General features: G+C 73.6%; 18 protein-coding genes and 4 pseudogenes. 10 read left to right on the top strand and 12 right to left on the bottom strand.

All coding sequences use genetic code 11. The features are described from left to right. Positions 1-68 precede the first annotated feature (68 nt). Both OG956_RS33405 and OG956_RS33400 read right to left on the bottom strand, forming a co-directional pair. The gene (locus tag OG956_RS33405) at positions 69-626 is read right to left on the bottom strand and encodes a TetR/AcrR family transcriptional regulator (RefSeq protein ID WP_330343011.1); all 558 of its coding nucleotides are present in this window, start codon (positions 624-626) and stop codon (positions 69-71) included. Positions 627-654: 28 nt separating this feature from the next. Further along, positions 655-1,731, bottom strand: coding sequence for an MFS transporter (locus OG956_RS33400; RefSeq protein WP_330341746.1), 1,077 nt, complete (start codon positions 1,729-1,731; stop codon positions 655-657). 136 nt (positions 1,732-1,867) lie between these two features. Here OG956_RS33400 and OG956_RS33395 point away from each other — a divergent pair. Further along, a pseudogene (locus tag OG956_RS33395) lies at positions 1,868-2,320 on the top strand (MFS transporter); the annotation flags it as partial. A gap of 117 nt (positions 2,321-2,437) precedes the next feature. On the opposite strand, the pseudogene OG956_RS40310 reads toward OG956_RS33395, so the two are convergent. Further along, a pseudogene (locus OG956_RS40310) lies at positions 2,438-2,833 on the bottom strand (lipase family protein); the annotation flags it as partial. A gap of 254 nt (positions 2,834-3,087) precedes the next feature. Continuing rightward, a pseudogene (locus tag OG956_RS33385) lies at positions 3,088-3,642 on the bottom strand (FAD-dependent monooxygenase); the annotation flags it as partial. Positions 3,643-4,076: 434 nt separating this feature from the next. Between OG956_RS33385 and melC1 the strand changes: the two are divergent. Continuing rightward, positions 4,077-4,457 (top strand): apotyrosinase chaperone MelC1, encoded by a 381-nt coding sequence (gene melC1, locus OG956_RS33380; protein WP_330341745.1) that lies wholly within the window; start codon positions 4,077-4,079, stop codon positions 4,455-4,457. Between the two features lie 35 nt (positions 4,458-4,492). After that, the gene (gene melC2, locus OG956_RS33375; protein ID WP_330341744.1) at positions 4,493-5,314 is read left to right on the top strand and encodes a tyrosinase MelC2; all 822 of its coding nucleotides are present in this window, start codon (positions 4,493-4,495) and stop codon (positions 5,312-5,314) included. Between the two features lie 10 nt (positions 5,315-5,324). Here melC2 and OG956_RS33370 read toward each other — a convergent pair whose 3' ends face one another. Next, complete coding sequence (locus OG956_RS33370) at positions 5,325-6,020, bottom strand: ribonuclease H family protein (protein WP_330341743.1); 696 nt, start codon at positions 6,018-6,020, stop codon at positions 5,325-5,327. Between the two features lie 33 nt (positions 6,021-6,053). Beyond that, the gene (locus OG956_RS33365; RefSeq protein ID WP_330341742.1) at positions 6,054-6,848 is read right to left on the bottom strand and encodes a VOC family protein; all 795 of its coding nucleotides are present in this window, start codon (positions 6,846-6,848) and stop codon (positions 6,054-6,056) included. 161 nt (positions 6,849-7,009) lie between these two features. Here OG956_RS33365 and OG956_RS33360 point away from each other — a divergent pair, with 161 nt between their 5' ends. The 5 genes from OG956_RS33360 (at position 7,010) to OG956_RS33340 (ending at position 12,682) form a co-directional block, all read left to right on the top strand. After that, on the top strand, positions 7,010-8,017 hold the full coding sequence (locus tag OG956_RS33360; RefSeq protein ID WP_330341741.1) for a zinc-binding alcohol dehydrogenase family protein: 1,008 nt from the start codon (positions 7,010-7,012) through the stop codon (positions 8,015-8,017). Positions 8,018-8,268: 251 nt separating this feature from the next. Further along, on the top strand, positions 8,269-9,711 hold the full coding sequence (locus OG956_RS33355) for a family 2B encapsulin nanocompartment shell protein (protein ID WP_330341740.1): 1,443 nt from the start codon (positions 8,269-8,271) through the stop codon (positions 9,709-9,711). Then, positions 9,708-10,778 (top strand): family 2 encapsulin nanocompartment cargo protein terpene cyclase, encoded by a 1,071-nt coding sequence (locus tag OG956_RS33350; protein ID WP_330341739.1) that lies wholly within the window; start codon positions 9,708-9,710, stop codon positions 10,776-10,778. The genes OG956_RS33355 and OG956_RS33350 overlap by 4 nt, the downstream gene beginning before the upstream one ends. 46 nt (positions 10,779-10,824) lie before the next feature. Then, on the top strand, positions 10,825-11,703 hold the full coding sequence (locus tag OG956_RS33345; protein WP_330341738.1) for a geranyl diphosphate 2-C-methyltransferase: 879 nt from the start codon (positions 10,825-10,827) through the stop codon (positions 11,701-11,703). A gap of 61 nt (positions 11,704-11,764) precedes the next feature. Then, the gene (locus tag OG956_RS33340) at positions 11,765-12,682 is read left to right on the top strand and encodes an aminoglycoside phosphotransferase family protein (RefSeq protein ID WP_330341737.1); all 918 of its coding nucleotides are present in this window, start codon (positions 11,765-11,767) and stop codon (positions 12,680-12,682) included. 35 nt (positions 12,683-12,717) lie between these two features. Here OG956_RS33340 and OG956_RS33335 read toward each other — a convergent pair whose 3' ends face one another. Both OG956_RS33335 and OG956_RS33330 read right to left on the bottom strand, forming a co-directional pair. Continuing rightward, a complete protein-coding gene (locus OG956_RS33335; protein ID WP_330341736.1) occupies positions 12,718-13,200 on the bottom strand; it encodes a VOC family protein in 483 nt (160 codons plus the stop codon). A gap of 105 nt (positions 13,201-13,305) precedes the next feature. After that, on the bottom strand, positions 13,306-13,701 hold the full coding sequence (locus OG956_RS33330; RefSeq protein WP_330341735.1) for a helix-turn-helix domain-containing protein: 396 nt from the start codon (positions 13,699-13,701) through the stop codon (positions 13,306-13,308). Positions 13,702-13,970: 269 nt separating this feature from the next. Here OG956_RS33330 and OG956_RS33325 point away from each other — a divergent pair, with 269 nt between their 5' ends. Beyond that, entirely contained in the window at positions 13,971-14,858 is an 888-nt protein-coding gene (locus OG956_RS33325) for an RNA polymerase sigma factor SigF (RefSeq protein WP_330343010.1), read from the top strand. 108 nt (positions 14,859-14,966) lie between these two features. On the opposite strand, the gene OG956_RS33320 is transcribed toward OG956_RS33325, so the two are convergent. Next, entirely contained in the window at positions 14,967-15,419 is a 453-nt protein-coding gene (locus OG956_RS33320) for an ATP-binding protein (protein WP_330341734.1), read from the bottom strand. 356 nt (positions 15,420-15,775) lie between these two features. Beyond that, a pseudogene (locus OG956_RS33315) lies at positions 15,776-16,987 on the bottom strand (DUF6777 domain-containing protein); the annotation flags it as partial. 196 nt (positions 16,988-17,183) lie between these two features. Here OG956_RS33315 and OG956_RS33310 point away from each other — a divergent pair. Then, positions 17,184-18,452, top strand: a complete 1,269-nt coding sequence (locus OG956_RS33310) for a streptophobe family protein (protein WP_330341733.1) — start codon at positions 17,184-17,186, stop codon at positions 18,450-18,452. Between the two features lie 121 nt (positions 18,453-18,573). On the opposite strand, the gene OG956_RS33305 is transcribed toward OG956_RS33310, so the two are convergent. Beyond that, positions 18,574-19,731 carry a serine/threonine-protein kinase gene (locus OG956_RS33305; protein ID WP_330341732.1) on the bottom strand — a complete coding sequence of 386 codons (1,158 nt, stop codon included), beginning with the start codon at positions 19,729-19,731 and terminating at the stop codon, positions 18,574-18,576. Then, positions 19,731-20,285, bottom strand: a complete 555-nt coding sequence (locus tag OG956_RS33300; RefSeq protein WP_330341731.1) for a hypothetical protein — start codon at positions 20,283-20,285, stop codon at positions 19,731-19,733. The genes OG956_RS33305 and OG956_RS33300 overlap by 1 nt, the downstream gene beginning before the upstream one ends. Positions 20,286-20,307: the final 22 nt, after the last annotated feature.

The following is a 20,307-nucleotide window of genomic DNA, read 5'->3' as shown; positions in this document are numbered from 1 at the left end:
ATGCGGAACGGGCCGCTCCGGAGTCGGCGGCCGGGTGTCGTTCACCCGTCCGGGCGACGGTGCCCGCTTCAGATTCCGGGCGTCAACTGCGCCTGCACCAGCGGCCCGTAGCGGTCGGCGAGGGTGTCGGGGTCGGTCTCGCGCAGGTGCGGGCCGCGTGCGATGCCGTACATCACGCCGAGGCCGACGAGCGCCGCGACGGCGAGTTCGGCGCGCAGGCCGGCATCGGGGCCGGTGAGCCGGGCCGCTAGGCGTTCGGTCACCTGGGCGCGGAAGTTGGCGCGCAGGATGTCGCCGTGGTCGCCGTGGAGCGGGGCGAAGGCGATGCGCAGCAGCGGGTCGGCGCCGCGTTCGCGCTGGCCGGCGAGGACGTGCCGGACCATGTGCCGGCCGAGGCCGGCGAGCGGCGCGTCCAGCAGGGCGTCGGCGTCGGTGTCGAAGGACATCACGCGGGCGAACAGGGCGTCCTTGTTGCCGAAGTACTTCACGATCAGCGGCGGGCTGACACCGGCGCGTTCGGCGACCGCCTTGAGCGTGATGTCGGCGTGCGCGTGCCGGGCGAGCAGGTGGCGGGCCGCCTTCAGGATGGCCTCCTTGGTCGCCTCGGCGTCGCGGCGGGCGGACATGCTCGGTGCGGGTGGGGTGCTCACCCCCTCATGCTCCCTCCATCGCCTCGTCGCGGGCGCCCCGGGTGGCGCTCCCGCCGCGCCGGACGCCGTCCGCGGGGCCGTCGCCGGGGATGGACAGGGCGGCGGCGCAGGCGGCGAGGGCGACGGCGCCCGCCATCGCGAACGCCAGCAGGTAGCCGTGCAGGGTCGGGACCGGGGCGCCGCCGACGGGGGTGCTGTGGTGCACCAGGACGGCGGCGACGGCGGCACTGGAGGCGGCTTGTCCGATCGTGCGCATCAGGACGTTGACGCCGTTGGCGGAGGCGGTCTGCCCGGCGGGGACGGCCCGCAGGATCAGGGTGGGCAGCGCGGAGTAGGCGAGCGTGGTGCCGGTCGACACGACGGTCGCCCCGAGGATGATCATCCACAGGTCGCGGCTGTCGGCGATGCGCACCGCGTAGCCGCAGGCGATGACGGCGGCGCCCAGCGCGAGGGTGATCCGCGGACCGCGCGCGGCCGAGACACGGGCCGACAGCGGCGAGAAGAACAGCATGGTCACGCCGCCGGGCAGCAGGCACAGGCCGGTGGCGACGATCGACAGGCCGAGGCCGTAGCCGGTGGCCTCCGGCGCCTGCACCAGCTGTGCGGTGACCAGCGAGTTGGCGTAGAAGGCGAATCCGGTGAGCAGGGCGGCGACGTGGGACAGGCCGACGCGGGGCCGGGCCGCCAGCCGCAGGTCGACCAGCGGCCTCCGGGCGCGCAGCTGCTGCCACCACCACAGGGCCAGGACGACGGCGGCGGCGAGGAACAGCCCGAGGACCCGTGCGCTCGCCCAGCCCCAGGTGCCGCCCTGGGAGACGCCGAGCAGCAGGCAGACCAGCCCGGCGGCGAGGCCCAGTGCACCCGGCACGTCGAACCGGCCCGGCTCGCGCACCGGGGACTCCTCGACCGCCCACCAGGTCGCCGCGACGCCCGCCGCGCCCAGGGCACTGGTCAGCCAGAACATGGTGTGCCAGTCGGCGTACTGGACGACCAGGGCGGCCAGCGGCAGGCCGAGCGCGGCGCCGATGCCGCCGACGCCTTCGCGCCCGCCTCCGACGGCCTCCGCGACCACGCGATGCACAGCTACCTGGCGGCCCTGGAGAGAAACCTCGGCTGAGCGCTCCCGGCGGGCGCCGGCGGCATGGGTGAATGGCCATTCACCCGATAGGGTGAATGGCCATTCACCTCACCGCTACACGTCGTCCGCAGGAGCGCCGATGGACCAGCCCGCCCCGACACCCCTGCCGCCGGCCCGGCCCCGGCACCGGCTCACCATCCCGGTGCTGGCCTTCGGCGGCATCCTCATGGCGGTCATGCAGACCGTCGTCGTCCCTCTGCTCCCCGACCTGCCCGAGTTCACCGGCGCCTCCGCCGCGACCGTCTCCTGGACCGTCACCGCGACCCTGCTCTCCGGCGCCGTCCTCACCCCGGTGCTCGGCCGGGCCGGCGACATGTACGGCAAGCGCCGGGTGCTCACCTCGGCGCTCGCCCTGATGACCGCCGGCTCGGTGCTGTGCGCGCTGTCCTCCGACATCGGCGTCCTCATCGCCGCCCGGGCGCTGCAGGGCGCCGCCGCCTCCGTCGTACCGCTGTCGATCAGCATCCTGCGCGACGAACTCCCGCCGGAGCGGCGGGGCTCGGCGGTGGCGCTGATGAGTTCCACCGTCGGTCAGCTCGCCGGCCCGGTCGGTGAGGGCGGAGAACATCGGCATGCTCTCGTGCAGCCTGCCGCCGGAGTCGATGTAGCGCAGCGCGCGGACGTGGGTGAAGACGGGTTCGGGCGGCAGCCGGGCGACGAGGTCGCCGTTGTTGACGAAGCGGTACATCCGGCCGCCGTACCCCTGGTGGAACGCCTCGGCGAGCAGCCGGTCGCAGGTGCGCGGCTGGCCGTAGGTGTAGACGCCGTCGGCGGCCAGGTACGGGTCCTCCAGGTACATGCGGGCGGCGGCCAGCATCGCGAGGGCGCCGCCCAGGCCGTGCCCGGTGAGGTAGACGGCCTGACCGTGCGTGCGCAGGTCGGCGATGGCCCGCTGGACGTCCGGGTAGAGCGGCTCCAGGGCCTCGGCGAAGCCCTGGTGGACGTATCCGTTGCCGCCGGGGCCGGGCTTCAGCGGGGTGCCGGAGTCGGTGAGCCAGCCCTTGATCCGCGTGGGCTCGGTGCCGCGGAAGGCGGTGACGATCATCCGGTCGCTCGCCAGCGTGCAGGCGTGGACGGCATGCAGCGGGAAGGGCGGGGTGAACCGGCTCTCGTGGTGGCGCACCCGGTCGAAGCCCCACCGCGCGGCCTGGGCCTCGACGGCAGCGCGGTCCTGGTGGGCGAGGCCGGCCGCGCGGGCCAGCCCGTAGGCGCGCCGCAGGCTGTATCCGGACGAGGTCTGGTCGAACGGGACGGGCACGGCCATGGGCGGTTCTCCTCGGTGCGGTGGGTGGCCGGCGGTCAGCCGCGGTGGGCCGACGACCGGGCGCGCAGGGTGCCGCCCACCCTGGGGCCGAGCCGGCGCTTGAGCCTGCGCAGCGCCTGAAGCCGGCCGGCCGCCTTGTCGAGGCCGTAGTACGGCTGCGGCGGGACGTACGGCAGCAGCGGCGAGTGGCGCCGGCCGAGCAGGGCGAACATGCGGTGCGGGGGCAGGTGGATGCAGCGGGGCACGTTCTCGTACCACTGGGCGCTGCAGCGGGCCGCGCGCTGCACGGGGAGCAGTTCGGCCTGGCGCCGGGACTCGTGGGCGGTGAGGGCCTCGGGCAGACCGGCGTGCTCGTGCCGGGCGTGGGCGAGGCACATGGCGTCCTCCAGGGCCAGGGTGGTGCCCGCGCCGACGGAGAAGTGAGTGGTGTGGGCCGCGTCGCCGGGCAGGACCAGGTTGCCGCGGTGCCAGGTGCGGTAGGTGACGGTGCGGAAGGTCTCCCAGCCGCCGGGGCGGCCGATGAGCGGGTGGCCGTCCAGGACGTCGGCGAAGAGTCTCTCCAGCAGGGCGACGCTGTCCGCCTGGCTCGCACGCCGCCCCGGACGGCGCCCCGGTCGGCGAGCAGGGAGCAGCCGGTGGCGGCCGATGCCGAAGCCCTCGCCCCCGACGCAGACGACCTTCACACGCACACCCCCGACAGTCACTGGATGTGAGGGAACGGCACCGGAGGGTAGCAGGGCGGCCGGGCCACGCGATCGCGTCAGTTTGGCGTGGTGAGCCGGGCCACTCGGACGGACGGCGCGCGGCAAGGATCACCGGAAACGGATCGGACCCGGCAAGGAATTCCCCGTTCCGGGGTGAGCCGCCCTCCGCCACGGCAAGATCATCTTGATTCAACGCCGTACGACATGTGGCCACTTGTCCGGATCGCGGCCCACCGGTCACAGGTGATTTCCTCCCGCCCCGAAGGCCCCGGTAGGCATGCGTCGTCACCCCCGCGAACACGCCCTCCAGGAGGACCCGTATGCCCGACATCACCCGGCGCCGCGCACTCACCGCGACGGCCGCCCTGGCCGCGACGGCCGGCGTCACCGTCCTCGCGGCCCCGGCCGCCCCGGCCGCCGGCCACGGCCACCCCATGCCGATGCCGCAGGCCTTCGACGAGGTCTACCGGGGCCGCCGGATACAGGGCCGTCCGACGAGCGGCGGGGACCACCACCACGAACACGGCGGCGGGTACGAGGTGTCGGTCGACGGCGTCCGGCTGCATGTGATGCGCAACGCCGACGGCACCTGGATCAGCGTCGTCAGCCACTACGCCCCGGTGCCCACCCCGCGCGCCGCCGCCCGGGCCGCGGTGGACGAGCTGCAGGGCGCCCCGCTGCTGCCCTTCCCCGCCAACTGACCGCCGCCGCAAGGAACTCCGGAGCACCGCGCACCATGACCGTACGCAAGAACCAGGCCGCCCTGACCGCCGACGAGAAGCGCCGTTTCGTCGCCGCCGTCCTCGAACTCAAGCACAGCGGGCGCTACGACGACTTCGTCCGCACGCACAACGCCTTCGTCATGTCGGACACCGACACCGGCGAGCGGACCGGCCACCGCTCGCCGTCCTTCCTGCCCTGGCACCGCAGATTCCTGCTCGACTTCGAGCGGGCGCTGCAGTCGGTGGACCCCTCGGTCGCGCTGCCGTACTGGGACTGGAGCACCGACCGCACGGTGCGGGCCGCGCTGTGGGCGCCGGACTTCCTCGGCGGCACCGGGCGCAGCTCCGACGGCAGGGTGATGGACGGCCCGTTCGCCGCCGCGACCGGCAACTGGCCGGTCACCGTGCGCGTCGACGGCCGTACCTTCCTGCGCCGCTCGCTCGGCACGGCCGTACGCGACCTGCCGACGCCCGCAGAGGTGGAGTCGGTGCTGTCCATACCGGCGTACGACAGGCCGCCGTACAACAGCGCCTCCGACGGCTTCCGCAACCATCTGGAAGGGTGGCGCGGGGTCAATCTGCACAACCGGGTCCACGTCTGGGTCGGCGGGCAGATGGCCACCGGGGTCTCCCCCAACGACCCGGTGTTCTGGCTCCACCACGCCTACGTCGACAAGCTGTGGGCCGAGTGGCAGCGGCGGCATCCGGACGCGGGGTACGCGCCCACGGGCGGCACGCCCGACGTCGTCGACCTCGGCGAGACGATGAAGCCGTGGAACGACGTGCGCCCGGCGGATCTGCTGGACCACACGGGGTTCTACACGTTCGACGTCTGAGGACGGCGGATCAGGCGTCGGCGGTACGGCACTCGGGGTGGCCCCATCCCTGCGCGTTCCTGGCGATGGACTCGCCGGCCGCGTAGGCGCGGCCGCACAGGCAGCGGCCGGGGAACTTCGCCTTGATGGTGCGGGCGGACGCCGTGCCGCCGGTGCGGCGGGGCGCCTTCCTGCGGGGGGCGGACGCCTTCGGGGTGTCCGGCGAGGGCGGCGGCTCCGGCGAGCCGAGCGCGCTGCCCGCCGCCTGCTGGACGGAGGCGGCCTGGCTGGCGGCGCGGTCGGCGAAGTCGTTGAGCGGGTCGCCGTCGACCTGGTGGGCCGGGACGTAGCGGAACTCGACCTCGCGGCCGTCGAGGAGCGCGTCGATGCGGACGACCAGGTCCTGGTTGGCGACGGGCTTGCCGGCGGACGTCTTCCAGCCGTTGCGCTTCCAGCCGGGCAGCCAGGTGGTGACGGCCTTCATCGCGTACTGGGAGTCCATCCGGATCTCCAGCGGCACGTCCGGCTCGACGGCGGTGAGCAGCCGCTCCAGGGCGGTGAGCTCCGCGACGTTGTTGGTGGCCCGGCCGAGCGGACCGGCCTCCCAGCGTGCGGGGGTCCGCTCGTCGCCGTCCGAGACCACCCACGCCCATCCGGCCGGTCCCGGGTTTCCCTTCGAAGCCCCGTCGCACGCGGCCACCACACGTTCACGCATACGCCCGATCATGCCACGGCCGCGGCGGGCGCCGTCCCCTGCCGGTCAGACCTCCTGGACCCTGGGCATCTCGCCCTCCGTGGTCGTGATGTCGATCACGGAGAAGTTCGCTCCCTGCGGGTCGCTGAGCGCCGCGAACCGGCCGAAGGGGCTGCTCATCGGCCCGAAGCGGAGCACTCCGCCGAGCTTGGTCGCGCGGGCCACGGCCTCGTCGCAGTCGTCGACGGTGAAGTAGACGTTGATGTACGAGGGCACCTCGGGCGGGAAGTCGTCGGTCATCCGCATCCGGCCCAGCACGGTGTCCTCGCCGATGTCGAACATCCGGAAGTCCACCGCGTCGTCCACGATGTCCTTCATGCGGTACGGGAAGACGGCGGAGAAGAAGGCGTCGGCCTTCTCGGGCTCCCGGGTGAAGACCTCCGCCCAGCAGTAGGCGCCCGGGGTCGCGGTCGCCTCGAAGCCCTCGTGGACGCCCGCCTGCCAGACGCCGAAGACGGCTCCGCTGGGCTCACGGGCCAGGCACATCGTGCCGAAGTCCCCGACCTGCATCGGCTCCATCAGCACCTCGCCGCCGTTGTCCCGGATCTTCTCCGCGGTGGCCGCGGCGTCCGGGGAGGCGAAGTACAGGCACCACTGCGACTGGCCCTCCTGGCCGGGCATGGGCGGGACGACGGCGGCCACCGCCTTGCCCTGCGCGTAGGCCTGCGTGTAGTGGCCGTACTCCGACGACGACTCGCCGAAGGTCCAGCCGAGGACGTCGCCGTAGAACCGCTTGGCTCCCTCCACGTCGCCGAACATCGCATCGGCCCAACAGGGCGTTCCCTCGGGTTGCACGGCCATGCTGCGGCCCTCCTGGTGTGTGTCCCGTACGGATGGTTCCCCGCCCTTCGAGGCCCCCGTCCCGAAGCTCACGCTAGCCATCCCGCCGCCGGCCCGCGCGCCGAACCGGGCGCCCGCCGGACACTGGGAGGGAAGGCGACGGCACGACGAGGACGGACGCCATGCGAGCGTGGTCGGTGGTGCGGCCCGGACCGGTCGGGGAGCGGCCCCTGCGGCTGCTGGAGCGGCCGGTGCCGGCGCCCGGCGCGGACGAGCTGCTGGTGCGGGTGCGGGCCTGCGGGGTGTGCCGGACCGATCTGCACGTCGCCGAGGGCGACCTGCCGGTGCACCGGGCCGGGGTCACCCCCGGCCACGAGGCGGTCGGCGAGGTCGTGGGCGCCGGCTCCGCGGTGCGGGGCTTCGCGGCGGGCGACCGGGTGGGCGTGGCCTGGCTGCGGCGCACCTGCGGGGTGTGCGCGTACTGCGCCCGGGGCGCCGAGAACCTGTGCCCCCGCTCGCAGTACACCGGCTGGGACGCCGACGGCGGTTACGCGGAGTACACCACCGTGCCGGCCGCCTTCGCCCACCGTCTGCCGGAGGCCCTGGACGACGTGGCGGCGGCGCCGCTGCTGTGCGCGGGGATCATCGGCTACCGTGCGCTGCGCCGTACGGCACTGCCGCCGGGCGGCCGGCTCGGGCTGTACGGCTTCGGCGGCAGCGCCCATCTGTGCGCGCAGGTGGCGCTCGCCGAGGGCGCCCGCGTCCACGTGGTCACCCGGGGCGCGGCGGCCCGGCGGCTGGCCCTGGAGCTGGGCGCGGCCTCGGCGCACGACCTGACCGAGCCGCCGCCGGAGCCGCTGGACGGCGCGATCCTGTTCGCCCCGGTCGGCGACCTGGTGCCGGTGGCGTTGCGCGCCCTCGACCGGGGCGGGGTGCTGGCCCTGGCCGGCATCCACCTGACCGACGTGCCGGCGCTGCACTACGAGACCGAGCTGTTCTACGAGAAGGAGCTGCGCAGCGTCACCTCCAACACCCGTGCGGACGCCCGGGAGTTCCTGGCGCTCGCCGCCCGGCACGGCATCCGCGCGACCACCCATCCCTATCCGCTGTCGCGGGCCCCGCAGGCGCTCGCCGACCTCAAGGCCGGCCGGTTCGACGGAGCGGCCGTACTGGTCGGCGACCTGGCCTGAGCGCCCGGGGCGCACCACGCCGGCGCGCGGGAACGTGTGCGGGCGGCGCAGTACACCGGCGCGGCGGCACACGGTTCGCCGCTGATGCCCCGGTTCACGGGTTTACGCACCCAAGCGGAATGATCCGCCCCCTTCGCGCTGTATCGGGCGCCTCACGAGAACTGTTTGGCTTGGCCCGGGTACAGGATCACCAGGCTCACCACCCCTCGATCCGGTCACCCCTGTTCGCACGCAGCTCCGCTGGAGGGAATGTGACCACTCCGGACACCGCCGCCGGTTCCGCCGTCGACGAGCCCGCTCCCGAGCCCGCGGCCGACGGGCGGCTCACCAGCCTGAGCACCCGGGCGGCGCGCCAGCTCACCACGACCCACAAGTCCGAACCGCAGATGCAGGCCATCACCTCGCGGTGGCTGCTGAAGACCCTGCCGTGGGTGGACGTCAAGGGCGGCGCCTACCGGGTCAACCGCCGTCTGACGCTGCGCACGGGGCGCGGCCGGGTGCACTTCGAGCAGAACGGGGCCGACGACATCCGGGTCATCCCGGAGACGCTCTGCGAACTGCCGGTCCTGCGCGGCTACCCCGACACCGACGTGCTGCGGGAGATCGCCGGCCGCTTCCAGCCGCGGGAGGTGCGCGCCGGACAGGTGCTGTTCGAGGCCGGCCAGCCGGTCACCGAGGCCTACCTGGTCGTGCACGGCCGGTTCACCCGCTACACCACCGGCAAGTACGGCGACGAGGAGATCCTCGGGGTCGTCACCGACGGCGACCAGATGGGCGACGAGGCGGTGGGCCAGTCCGATCCGCTGTGGCTGACCTCGGTGCGGGCCGAGACCGCCGGCGTGGTGCTCGCGCTGCCCTGGGCGGTCGTACGGGAGTTCACCGAGCGGGTGCCGTCCCTCGCCGCGCACCTTCAGGCCTATGTCGAGCGGCAGCGGCGGCCGATGAACCGCAAGGGCGAGGCGGAGGTGCCGGTGCAGGCCGGCCATGTCGGCGAGCCGACGCTGCCCGGCGGCTTCGTCGACTACGAACTCGCCCCGCGGGAGTACGAGTTGTCCCTGACCCAGACCGTGCTGCGGGTGCACACCCGGATCGCCGACCTCTACAACCACCCGATGGACCAGACCCAGCAGCAGCTGAGGCTCACGGTGGAGGAGATCCGCGAACGCCAGGAGTGGGAGCTGGTCAACAACCGGGAGTTCGGGCTGCTGCACAACGTCGACTACGGGCAGCGGATCAGCACCTTCACCGGACCGCCGGCGCCGGACGACATGGACGAGCTGCTGTCCATGCGACGCAAGACCAAGGTGTTCCTCGCCCACCCCAAGGCGATCGCGGCGTTCTTCCGACAGTGCAACCGCCGCGGCCTGGTCCCCGGCACCGCGAGCGTCGACGGCCACGAGGTGCCGGCGTGGCGCGGGGTGCCGATCTTCCCGTGCAGCAAGATCCCGATCAGCGACGACCACACCACGAGCATCATCGCGCTGCGCACCGGCGAGGCCGACCAGGGCGTGATCGGCCTCTACCAGACCGGCATCCCCGAGGAGTTCCAGCCGGGGCTGAACGTCCGGTTCATGGGCATCGACTCCGCCGCGATCATCAGCTACCTCGTCACCGCCTACTACTCGCTGGCCATCCTGGTGCCCGACGCGGCCGGGATCCTGGAGAACGTGCAGATCGGGCGGTTCCCCGAATGACGTCCGAGAACCCGCTGGGCGCGGCCCCCGCGTCGTACACGCTGCCCGGACCGCCCGACATCGCCGCGCGCCTGCGCAGACCCCGGCGCACCGGCACCGTCCCCGGACTGCACCACCGGCCGGCCGTGCCCGCCGACCCGGTGAAGGCCGCCGAGGTGGACCGCCGGCTGGAGACGTGGGCCCGCGGCCTCGATCTGTTCCCGGAGACCTGGAAGGGGGACTTCTCGGGCTTCCGGTTCGGCCGGGCCGTCGTCCTGCAGCACCCTGGGGCGCTCGACCTGGACCGGCTGACGGCCGCCGGGAAGCTGCTGCTCGCCGAGAACATCGTGGACTCCTGCTACTGCGAGGAGGACGAGGGCCGGGGCGGTGCGCGCCGCGGGCTCGGCGGCCGGCTGGTCATGGCCCAGTCGGCGCTCGACCCCTTCCACGGCGTCCCCGAGCTGGAGGAGGAGTGGCGCCGGGGCGTGCGGGCCGACGGGCCGCTGCGGTCGTACCACTTCGCCCTGGAGGACTTCGCGGGCTTCGCCACGCCCAGCCAGACCGACCGGTTCGTGCACGACATCGCACGGCTGCACCTGGGCTACCTCGCGGAGGCGGCGTGGGCGGAGACGCGGTACATGCCCCGGGTCTGGGAGTACCTGGTGATGCGGCAGTTCAACAGCTTCCGGCCCTGCCTGTCCATCGTGGACGCCGTGGACGGCTACGAGCTGCCCGAGCAGATCTACGCCCGGCCCGAGATCCAGCGGATCACCGCGCTCGCCTGCAACGCCACCACGATCGTCAACGACCTGTACTCCTTCACCAAGGAACTGGCCGCCGACCCCACGCACCTCAATCTGCCGCAGGTCGTCGCCGCCAACGAGCGGCGCGGGCTGAAGGCCGCCTATCTGAAGTCCGTCGAGATCCACAACCGGATCATGGCGGCGTTCGAGGAGGAGTCGGCCCTGCTGTCGGCGACCTCGCCGCTGGTGGAGCGCTATGCCCGGGGGCTCGCCGCCTGGGTGTCCGGCAACCACGAGTGGCACGCCACCAACACCCACCGCTACCACCTGCCCGACTACTGGTGACCGCCGCCTTCCGGAACACCGTCACACGCGCCAAGAGGAGCCACCCTTGACCTTCGCCCCCGTCGCCCGCACCACGCCCGTCACGGTCCCGGCCCAGTCCGTCTACCAGAGCCGGGTCGCGGACTACTGGAACGCCGAGGAGAACCCGGTCAACCTGGAACTCGGCAAGCTCGACGACCTGTACCACCACCACTACGGCATCGGCGCCGCCGACCTGTCGGTGCTGGACGAGCCCGATCCGCAGGCGCGCCGCGACCGCATCACCGCCGAACTGCACCGCCTGGAGCACGCCCAGGCCGAGTTGCTCGCCTCGCATCTCGGGCCGCTCTCCCCCGCCGACCGGGTCTTCGACGCCGGCTGCGGCCGGGGCGGCGGCAGCGTGGTGGCGCATCTGCTCTACGGCTGCCACGCCGACGGCGTCACCATCTCCGCCAAGCAGGCCGCCTTCGCCAGCGAGCAGGCCCGCGCCCGGGGCATCGACGACAAGGTGCGCTACCACCACCGCAACATGCTCGACACAGGCCTGGAGACCGGCGCGTACGCGGCGTCGTGGAACAACGAGTCCACCATGTACGTCGAGCTGGACCTGCTGTTCGCCGAGCACGCCCGGCTGCTGCGCCGCGGCGGACGCTATGTGGTGATCACCGGCTGCTACAACGACACCTACGGTCAGGCCTCGCGGGAGGTGTCGCTGATCAACGCCCACTACATCTGCGACATCCACCCGCGCTCGGAGTACTTCAAGGCGATGGCCCGCAACCGCCTGGTGCCGGTCCACGTCGAGGACCTGACCGAGGCGGCCATCCCCTACTGGGAGCTGCGCCGGAAGGCCGAGCACCTGGTCACCGGCGTCGAGGACACGTTCCTGGACGCCTACCGCAACGGCAGCTTCCAGTACCTGCTGATCGCGGCCGACCGGGTCTGAGCGCGGGCCCCCGGGAAAACGCGTCGACAGGGAGGGGGCCGAGGCGCTGTCATGGGCCGCGATGACTGCCTCCGACAGCCGGACTCCGCCGGCGCTGCCGAAGATGCACGCGGACGAGATCGACCTCGACGCCCCGCTGGTCCGGCGCCTGATCGCCCGCCGGTACCCGCAGTGGGCCGCCCTGCCGGTCCGCCGGCTCGCGTCCTCCGGGACCGAGAACGCCATGTTCCGCCTGGGCGCCGACCTGCTGGTACGGCTGCCCCGGCGGCCCGGAGCCGTGCCGGACGTGCGGCTGGAGCAGCGCTGGCTGCCCCGGCTCGCGCCGCTGCTGCCGGTCGCCGTGCCGGAGCCGGTGGGCCTCGGCGAGCCGGACGAGGGCTACCCGTGGCCCTGGTCCGTCTATCGCTGGCTTCCCGGCAGCAATCCGGCGGCCGGCGCCGTGCGGGACCCCGAGCGGCTGGCCGGGGACCTCGGGGCGTTCGTGCGCGCGCTGCGCCGTGCCGACCCGCGGGACGCGCCGGCCGGCTATCGGGCCGGCCCCCTGCGCGACCGGGACGCTCCCACCCGGGCCGCCCTCGCCGAACTCGGCGGACGCGTCGACACGGGTGCGGTCACGGCGCTGTGGGAGGAGGCGCTGCGCGCCCCCGCGCACACCGGGCCGCCGGTGTGGGCCCACGGGGACCTCTCCCCCGGGAACGTGCTGGTGGACGAGGACCGGCTGAGTGCGGTCATCGACTTCGGCTGTGCGGGGGCAGGCGACCCGGCGGTGGACCTGATCGTGGCCTGGAACCTGCTGCCCGCCCCGGCCCGGGACACCTTCCGCAAGGCCGCAGGCGCCGACGACGCGCAGTGGGCGCGGGGGCGGGGCTGGGCGCTGTCGATCGCGCTGATCCAGCTGCCGTACTACTGGGACACCAACCCGGCCCTGGCGGAGAACTCCCGGCATGTGATCGCCGAGATCCTCGCCGAGGCCGGATGACGGGGGCCGGCCGGCGGGGGGAGCCCCGGTGGCCCCTACTCCCCCGCGTACGCCCTGTTCAGCGCCGCGACGTCCAGCTTGCCCATGCCCATCATGGCCTTCATGGTGCGCGACGCCTTCTCCTGGTCCGGGTCGCCGATCAGGTCGATCAGGCGGTCGTAGACGACCTGCCAGGACAGGCCGTACCTGTCCTTGAGCCAGCCGCACGGACCGGGCTCGCCGCCGTCCTCGGTGAGCTTGGTCCAGTAGTAGTCGATCTCGGCCTGGTCGGCGCAGAAGATCTGGAACGAGACGGCCTCGCTGAAGGTGAACTGGGGACCGCCGTTGAGCGCGACGAACTTCTGGCCGTTGGCCGTGAACTCCACGGCCATCACGGAGCCGGCCGGACCGGGCCCGGCCTCGTTGTAGCGGCCGACGCGGCCGATGCTGGAGTTCTTGAAGACGGAGACGTAGAACTCGGCGGCCTCCTGGGCCTGGCCGTCGAACCAGAGACAGGTGGTGAAACCGTCGGCGGTCATGAGTACCTCCTGGGCGAGGGAACGCGGTCATCCGTGTAGACGGGTCCTCGCGGCGAAACTCATCGGCCGGGACGCCGAACGGCCGGCCATGGGGACTTTCGCGGCTCAGGCCGCCAGGCAGAGGCCGTTGTACGGGCGGTGGGGTGCGGACGCCGGGCGGTGGGGAGCCGCCGTGCGGCGGGTCAGTTCGCCGTGGGCCAGGGACAGCAGGCCGCCGAGGCCCAGGCCGAGGGCGTGCGCGGCGGCCGCGAGCACCTCGGAGGAGGCCTCCTTGCGGCCGCGCTCGATCTCGGACAGATACGGCAGCGAGATCCGCGCCGCGTCGGCCACCTCCTTGAGGGTGCGGCCCTGGGCCCGGCGCTCGCGGCGCAGCACCTCGCCGACCAGATCGCGCCACAGCGGCTCCTTGTCCGCCGCGGGCCCGGACCCGGGGGCCGCCGGACGGGCGGGCGCGGATCGCAGGGGAATCACTCGGGCTGCGTCGCTCACCTGGTTGCTCACCCCGCCAGCCTAGGAACCGGGGGCCGCGGGGCAAGGGGGCGGCATTGCGCCCTGAGGGAAACCGCCCCGCCGGGCGGGAGCCGAGCGTTTTCCGCCGCCGGCGAAGCAGGCATGCATGCTGTCCGTGACCGGGGGTACCCGCCTCGTGTGCACACCTCGCGGTCAGGCATGCAACGCCGGGCCCGGGGTATCCGGGCACACGCCGAGGAGTCGACAGAAGCGGAAGCCGCCGAGGCAGCCGCAGAACCGTGACTACCGTGGGAGAGGTAATGAACACCGCCGGGATCCGGTCGGAAGCAGAGGTCACCCAGAGGGCCGAGCAGGACGGGACGGGCGAGGGGTCACTGCCTGGCGTCGCGGACCCGGCATCCGTCGCACCACGGGACGCGCGGGAGCTGTCCCGCCAGTTCTTCCAGCGGCTCACCGAGCTGGAGGAGGGCACGCACGAGTACCAGTACGCGCGCAACACCCTGATCGAGATGAACATGTCGCTCGTGCGGTTCGCCGCCGGACGGTTCCGGGGCCGCGGCGACGACATGGAGGACATCGTCCAGACCGGCATGATCGGCCTGATCAAGGCCATCGACCGGTTCGAGCTGTCCCGCGAGGTGGAGTTCACCTCCTTCGCGCTGCCGTACATCGTGGGTGAGATCAAGCGGTTCTTCCGGGACACCACCTGGGCGGTGCACGTGCCGCGCCGGCTCCAGGAGCTGCGGGTGGAGCTGGCCAAGGCGCGCGAGGAGCTGTCCAGCCGGCTGGACCGGGACCCGACGGTGGCCGAGCTGGCGACCCTCATGAACATCACCGAGGACGAGGTGATCGAGGCCCAGATCGCCTCCAACGGCTACAACTCGGCCTCGCTGGACGCGGCGCTCACCGGTGACGGGCCGGAGGACGGCGAGGCGGTGCTCGCCGACTTCATCGGCGTGGAGGAGGAGGGGCTGCGACTCGTCGAGGACTTCCACGCGCTCGCCCCGCTGATGGCCGAACTCAGCGAACGGGACCGGCAGATCATCCACATGCGGTTCGTGGAGGAGGCCACGCAGGCGGAGATCGGGCAACGGCTCGGCTGCTCCCAGATGCACGTGTCCCGGCTGATCAAGCGGATCATCACCCGGCTGCGTGAGGGGATGCTCGGCGAACTCGGCTGCGCCTGACGCCGGTCCGGCCCCGACGGGGCGCGGACGCCGGTGGGCTGGGGCCGTTCGGTGTGCCGGCCCGGTGGCCGGTTCGGCGGGGACCCAGCGGTCGGTTGGGCCTGCGCCTCAGCGGTTCAGCTCGAAGCGGGCACGGATCCGCTTGCCCACCGGCACGCGCTCGGCGGTGACCTCGGAGGCGAGGGCGTGCACGATCTCCAGGCCGTGCCGCCCGATGCGTTCGGGGTCCTTGGGGAAGCGGCGGGGAAGGGCGGAGCTGCTGTCGTAGACGGACACCGTGACCTCGCTGTCCGTGCCCTCCAGTTCCAGGATGTACGGGCCGTTGCTGTGCCGGTCGGCGTTGGTGACGAGTTCGCTCACGAGCAGGAGCAGCTCGCCGCCGGCACGACGGTCGGCGTCCGCGCACCACTCGGTGCGCAGCTGCTCCAGAAAACGGGCCGCGAAGTCGCGCGCCTCGGCGATGCATCCGGGTTCGCCCGTGTAGTGCGCGGCACGGCGCAGCGGTTCCACGGGAACGTCGAAACCAGTGGGTATCACATCCCCGCCCAGGTGTTTGCTCATGCTGTCTCTCTCGGAAAGCCGGATCCGGCCAGTCACGTGGTGCACCTGTCCTCGTACCCCGAGCCCGGCGCGGCAGTCCCCGGAGGCGTTCGCCCACCGCGCACAGTGGCGAGGCTCACGCCGTCCGGCGCCCACCACCCTCCCACCGGCAGAGCGTTCTACGACTGCTGCCGAGTGGGGGTGATCGCCGGTTCGCCGGGCGTCCCGCTGGTCACCGGGGCCGGAGCAGAGCTTACCGAGGAGGCGGCCGACCGGGGCCCCGCGGACGACGGGGAGCCGGTCGCGGCGGAGGACGTCTGCGACGACGCCGGCCTCGACTCCGCGGACGTCGACGCCGGGGGCGAAGAGGCCGAGGAAGCGGAAGAGGCCGAGGAGGGGGATGACGTCGGCTTCGACGCCGGAGGCGAGGTCGGGGAGGACGGCCCCGACGAACCCGTCGACGGCGAGGAGTGGGACGGCGACGAAGATGGCTGGGACGGTGACGAAGAAGGCTTGGACGGGGACGAGGACGGCGACGACGGCGACGGGGACTTGGAAGCCGACGGGGAGGACGACGGCGACGGGCTCGGCTTGCCGGACGGGGACGGGCAGTGCTTCGTGCCCGGCGGGCACGACGGTGACGCGGGCCGGGGCCGGGCCGTCCAGGGGTGCGCGACCTTCGGCGGCTCGGCGCGCTGGTCGTGCCGGCAGTCGTGGTCGCCGCGCCGGCGGTGGATCCAGTCGTCGTGGCGGGTGTCGTAGAGCACGAAGACGTTGACGGGCTTCGGCGCGGGGGTCACCACGACCACGTTCGAGGGCCGGTACGCGGGCCAGCGCGGACCCACCAGCTTCGGCGCGGCCTTCTGGGCGACCGGCGAGGTCAGCGGGTTGCCGCAGGCGCAGCGCACGCGCGGCACACCGTGGCTGTCCACGAGCACGGCGGTGCCCGCCTGGAGCACGGACTGGTAGGAGGTGGGGGCGCCGTCGCGGTAGCCGTGGTTGGTGACCCGGGTGTCGACGCGCAGTTGCACCGGCGTCAGCGAGCGCAGGTAGGCGGGCACGCCGGACGACTGGACGCCGGCCACGGAGGCGAAGGCCTTCTCCTTGGCCGGGTCGGACCGGAAGAACCTGATCTGCTTCTCGACATCGCACGCGGGGGTGCTCTTGGTGCCGCCGTACAGGCCGGGCGCTGCGCCGTCCACGCCCTGCACCGCGTTGGCGGGGCCGGAGGGCGCGGCGGAGGCCGAGGGCGGCGGCGGGGCGGAACTCTGCCGGGCCGTCGATTCCGTGAACGGGTCCTCGCCGCTGCTGTTCGCGGACTGCAGGAAGACCTCGCCGCCCTTGGCGGAGGAGCCGCCACCCGAACGGGTGAGGACCACCGCCAGGACCACGGCGGCCACGACCACGGCGGTGATGCCTGCCACGCGCGGTACGGACTTCCACCACGGCCCGTGCGGCCCCCTGGCTCCGCCCGGCCCGGAGGGCGGCGGTCCGGCGGGCGGTGGCCCGGAGGGCGGCCGGGAGGAGCCCGACAGCGGGCCGGAGGGCGGCCCGGTCGGGCGGCCGGAAGACGGAGGTTCGGCGCTCACGAGCACTTCTTCCCGTCGCGATCGTCGCGGTACGCGGTGCGACACGCGGCTTGCTCAGTCAAAACCTTTTGGGTGCATTTTGGGGTATTTGGCTGCACGTTGATCCCATTGTGTGTCGCGGGATGAGGGCCGCAAGCCGACGCGGACGGCCCCACTCGGCGGGCGGGCCGCCCGGTGGGTGCCTAGCGTGTCCCTCGTGAGCGTTCCGACCGTCTCCGCGCGGCCCGCCGCCCGTCACGGCTGGGCGCAGGCCCTGGCCGCGGTGCTGACCGGGCTGGCCGTGATGGCGCTGGCGGCGGCGCTCGGACTGTGGGCGGCCGGCGCGACCGGCCTGCCGGACGCCGCGTTCCCGCGCGTGGTGGCCGCGACGTTGGTCATGTCGGTCGGCGGCAGCGTGGACCTGGCCGGCAACGCGGGCGCGCTGGCGCAGACGCGGGCCGGGCTGACCGTGATCCCGCTGTCGGTGACCCTGGTCGGCGCACTGGTGATCGGCGCGGGCTTCCTGCGCCCGCTGCGGCACCGGGCGGTGGCGTCGGCCCGGGAACTGGCCAGCTGGGCCGCCCGGATCGCGGTGCTGTGGCTGCTCGTGCTGATCGGGCTGGCCCTCGGCGCCCGGCAGACCTTCGCCGTCGACGTGGGCAACGGCACCCTCAGCGATCTCACCGGGCTGTTCGGCTCGGCGCCCCGGGTCGGGTTCACCACGGACGTGCCGCTGACGGTGCTGTTCGGCCTGCTGTGGCTGGCCGGGGTGCTGCTGCTGGCGCTGCTGGTGGCGCGCGGGGCGCCGCTGCCGGGGCGGCTGCTGCGCTGCCAGGAGTCGGTACGCCCGGCGGCGCACGCGGTGGTGGTCCTGCTGCTCGCCCATGTCGTCGTCGCCCTCGTCGCCGCGCTGATCACGGCGGCCACGCGCGGGCACGCCCCGGCGACCTTCGCCGTGATCCTGCTGGGCCTGCCCAATCTGGCCTGGCCGGCCCTCACCATCGGCCTGGGCGCCACCTGGAACGGCCGGGTGGACGGCCCGTTCGGTCTGCCGATGCCGCACGTCCTGGACGTGATCCTGCGCACCCCGGACGTCTCCGAACTGAATCTGCGGTCGCTCACCGCGTACGACGGCCGCTGGTGGTGGCTGGTGGCCGTGGACGCGATCCTGCTGCTGGCGGTGTCCTTCCGGATGGCGGCCCGCTCACCGGCCCGGATCCGGCTGTGGCGGCACGCCGTCCATCTGGCGGTGGCGCTGGCGCTGGCGGTGCTGATGATCTGCCTGATCTGTCGTGTCTCGGCCCACTACGGCCTCTCCCTGCTCGGCATCGGCGACCTGGGCGGCGGTCTGTCCGGGGAACTGTTCCTCACACCCCGGCTGTGGCAGGCGGTGGGCCTGGGCGCGCTGTGGGGGCTGGTCGCCGGATTCCTGGGCGGCCTGCTGGCCAAGGGGGTACGCCGCCGCGGCGAGGTGGACACGCGCTAGCGGCGGCGGACGGGCGCGGGGCGAGACGGACGGGGCCTGGGCGACGCCGGCCCGTGTCAGGTGAGGCGGACGGGTCGTGGCGGCGCGGGCCGGTATTGGGCGGGGTGGGTCGGTCTCAGCCTCAGGTGGGGAACACCGCTCCGGCCCAGTGTGGTGGGCGGGGAGCCCCGGCCGCCACGGCGGAATGGTCTGTGCGCCCGGACGCGGACGCCGGACGGTCCGGACGCGGCCCTGCCGCCGCGCGGTCCGACGGCGGCCCGGCTCCCGGCTGATCCGGTGCTGGTCCGGCCCCCGGCTGATCCGGTGCTGGTCCGGCCCCCGGCTGATGCGGTGCTGGTCCGGTCACCGCGTGGTCCGTCTCCGTGCCGGGCGCCTGCGCCGGGTGCGAGGCGGCCGGGCGGGCGGTGTCCGTGACGGACCGCAGGGCGGTGACGAAGCCGAGGCACGTGGGGTAGCGGGCGTCGGGGCTCTTGGCGAGGGCCTTGGCGAAGACGGCGTCGGCCCCGGCGGCGAGACCGGGGCGCGCCCGGCTCGGCGGGGGCGGTTCGTCGTACTGGTGGGCCCACAGCAGGGCCATGTCGTCGTCGCGCAGGAAGGGCGGGCGGCCGGCGAGGCTCTCGTACACGACGCAGGCCAGGCTGTAGACGTCGCAGCGGCCGTCGACCGGGCGGCCGGAGATCTGCTCGGGGGCCACGTAGTCGAGGGTGCCCACGAGCTGGCCGACACTCGTGAATCCGGTCAGCGACAGCGACTTCTTGGTGAGCCCGAAGTCGGTGAGGTACACGTGCTCGGGGTGGTCGCTGTCGATGCCCTCGGCGATCAGGATGTTGCCGGGTTTGACGTCCCGGTGCACCAGACCGTGGTCGTGGGCGGCGTCGAGGGCGGAGGCCACCTGCGCGGCGATCCGCACGGCGTCCGGCAGGGGCAGCGGCCCGCGCAGGTCGAGCAGGCGCCGCAGATCGCTGCCGGCGACGTACCGCATGGCGATGTAGAGCACCCCGTCCGTCTCGCCCGCCTCGAAGACCGGCACGATGTGCGGGTGGTCGATGGCGGCGGCCACCTGGGACTCATGGGTGAACCGCTTGCGGAAGGTGTCGTTGCGGGCGAGTTCGGGGGCGAGCAGCTTCAGGGCGACCGTGCGCTCCAGCCGCAGGTCGCGGGCGCGGTAGACGACGGCCATGCCGCCGCGCCCGATCTCGCTCTCGATGAGGTAGCCCGCGATCCGCCGGCCGACCGGTTCGGCGGGCCGGCCGGAGGACAGGCTGGTCCCGGGCGCCATCACCGCTCGCCCTCGGGCGCGACCACCCGGGTCGGGGCGTGTCCGGTGTCCTCTGCGCCGGTGACCTCCCGGTCGGTGGCGTAGGTGGTCAGCCGCCGTCCGTCGCCGTAGACCCAGCGGCCCTCCTCGGGGTCGTACAGCCACATCGACTCCCCGTCGACGACGAGGCCGATGCGCAGGCCGCCGGTGCGGTCGGCGAAGTCCTCGCCGTCCAGGGTCCCGGCGGCCAGCCCCTCCACGGCGGACCGGTAGTCGGCCAGGGCCTGTTCGGCGCGGGCGAGCAGGGGGCGGGGGTCGGCGGTGGTGGCGGCCGGGCCGTCCGCGGCGGGCGGGTCGTCGGGTACGGCGACGAGGCGGCGGCCGTCGACCCAGGCGGCCCAGCCGTTGGAACACCGGACGTGCCCCCAGTCGCCGCGCCGCTCCACGAGTTCGACGGGCAGCAGCGGGTCGAGGGGCACGGTGGGCCGGGCCGGGTCGGGGGCCTCCCAGGCGGGCATGCCGTGCCGCGGCACCACGTGCGTGGGCCGGAATCCGGGACCGGTCGCCTTGCTCATCGGGGCGCCTGCTTCCGCGTGG

Origin of the sequence: Streptomyces sp. NBC_00557, from assembly GCF_036345995.1 — a bacterium.
Taxonomy (GTDB): domain Bacteria; phylum Actinomycetota; class Actinomycetes; order Streptomycetales; family Streptomycetaceae; genus Streptomyces.
This window is presented reverse-complemented; position numbering and strand designations above follow the sequence as displayed.

Bases quoted from the DNA above. Each gene is read 5' to 3' on its own strand.
- OG956_RS33300 (WP_330341731.1), bottom strand. From the start codon at position 20,285: ATGAGCAAGGCGACCGGTCCCGGATTCCGGCCCACGCACGTGGTGCCG.
- OG956_RS33360 (WP_330341741.1), top strand. From the start codon at position 7,010: ATGCGAGCGTGGTCGGTGGTGCGGCCCGGACCGGTCGGGGAGCGGCCC.
- OG956_RS33350 (WP_330341739.1), top strand. From the start codon at position 9,708: ATGACGTCCGAGAACCCGCTGGGCGCGGCCCCCGCGTCGTACACGCTG.
- OG956_RS33305 (WP_330341732.1), bottom strand. From the start codon at position 19,731: ATGGCGCCCGGGACCAGCCTGTCCTCCGGCCGGCCCGCCGAACCGGTC.
- OG956_RS33320 (WP_330341734.1), bottom strand. From the start codon at position 15,419: ATGAGCAAACACCTGGGCGGGGATGTGATACCCACTGGTTTCGACGTT.
- OG956_RS33335 (WP_330341736.1), bottom strand. From the start codon at position 13,200: ATGACCGCCGACGGTTTCACCACCTGTCTCTGGTTCGACGGCCAGGCC.
- OG956_RS33405 (WP_330343011.1), bottom strand. From the start codon at position 626: ATGTCCGCCCGCCGCGACGCCGAGGCGACCAAGGAGGCCATCCTGAAG.
- OG956_RS33370 (WP_330341743.1), bottom strand. From the start codon at position 6,020: ATGATCGGGCGTATGCGTGAACGTGTGGTGGCCGCGTGCGACGGGGCT.
- melC1 (WP_330341745.1), top strand. From the start codon at position 4,077: ATGCCCGACATCACCCGGCGCCGCGCACTCACCGCGACGGCCGCCCTG.
- OG956_RS33325 (WP_330343010.1), top strand. From the start codon at position 13,971: ATGAACACCGCCGGGATCCGGTCGGAAGCAGAGGTCACCCAGAGGGCC.
- OG956_RS33340 (WP_330341737.1), top strand. From the start codon at position 11,765: ATGACTGCCTCCGACAGCCGGACTCCGCCGGCGCTGCCGAAGATGCAC.
- melC2 (WP_330341744.1), top strand. From the start codon at position 4,493: ATGACCGTACGCAAGAACCAGGCCGCCCTGACCGCCGACGAGAAGCGC.
- OG956_RS33365 (WP_330341742.1), bottom strand. From the start codon at position 6,848: ATGGCCGTGCAACCCGAGGGAACGCCCTGTTGGGCCGATGCGATGTTC.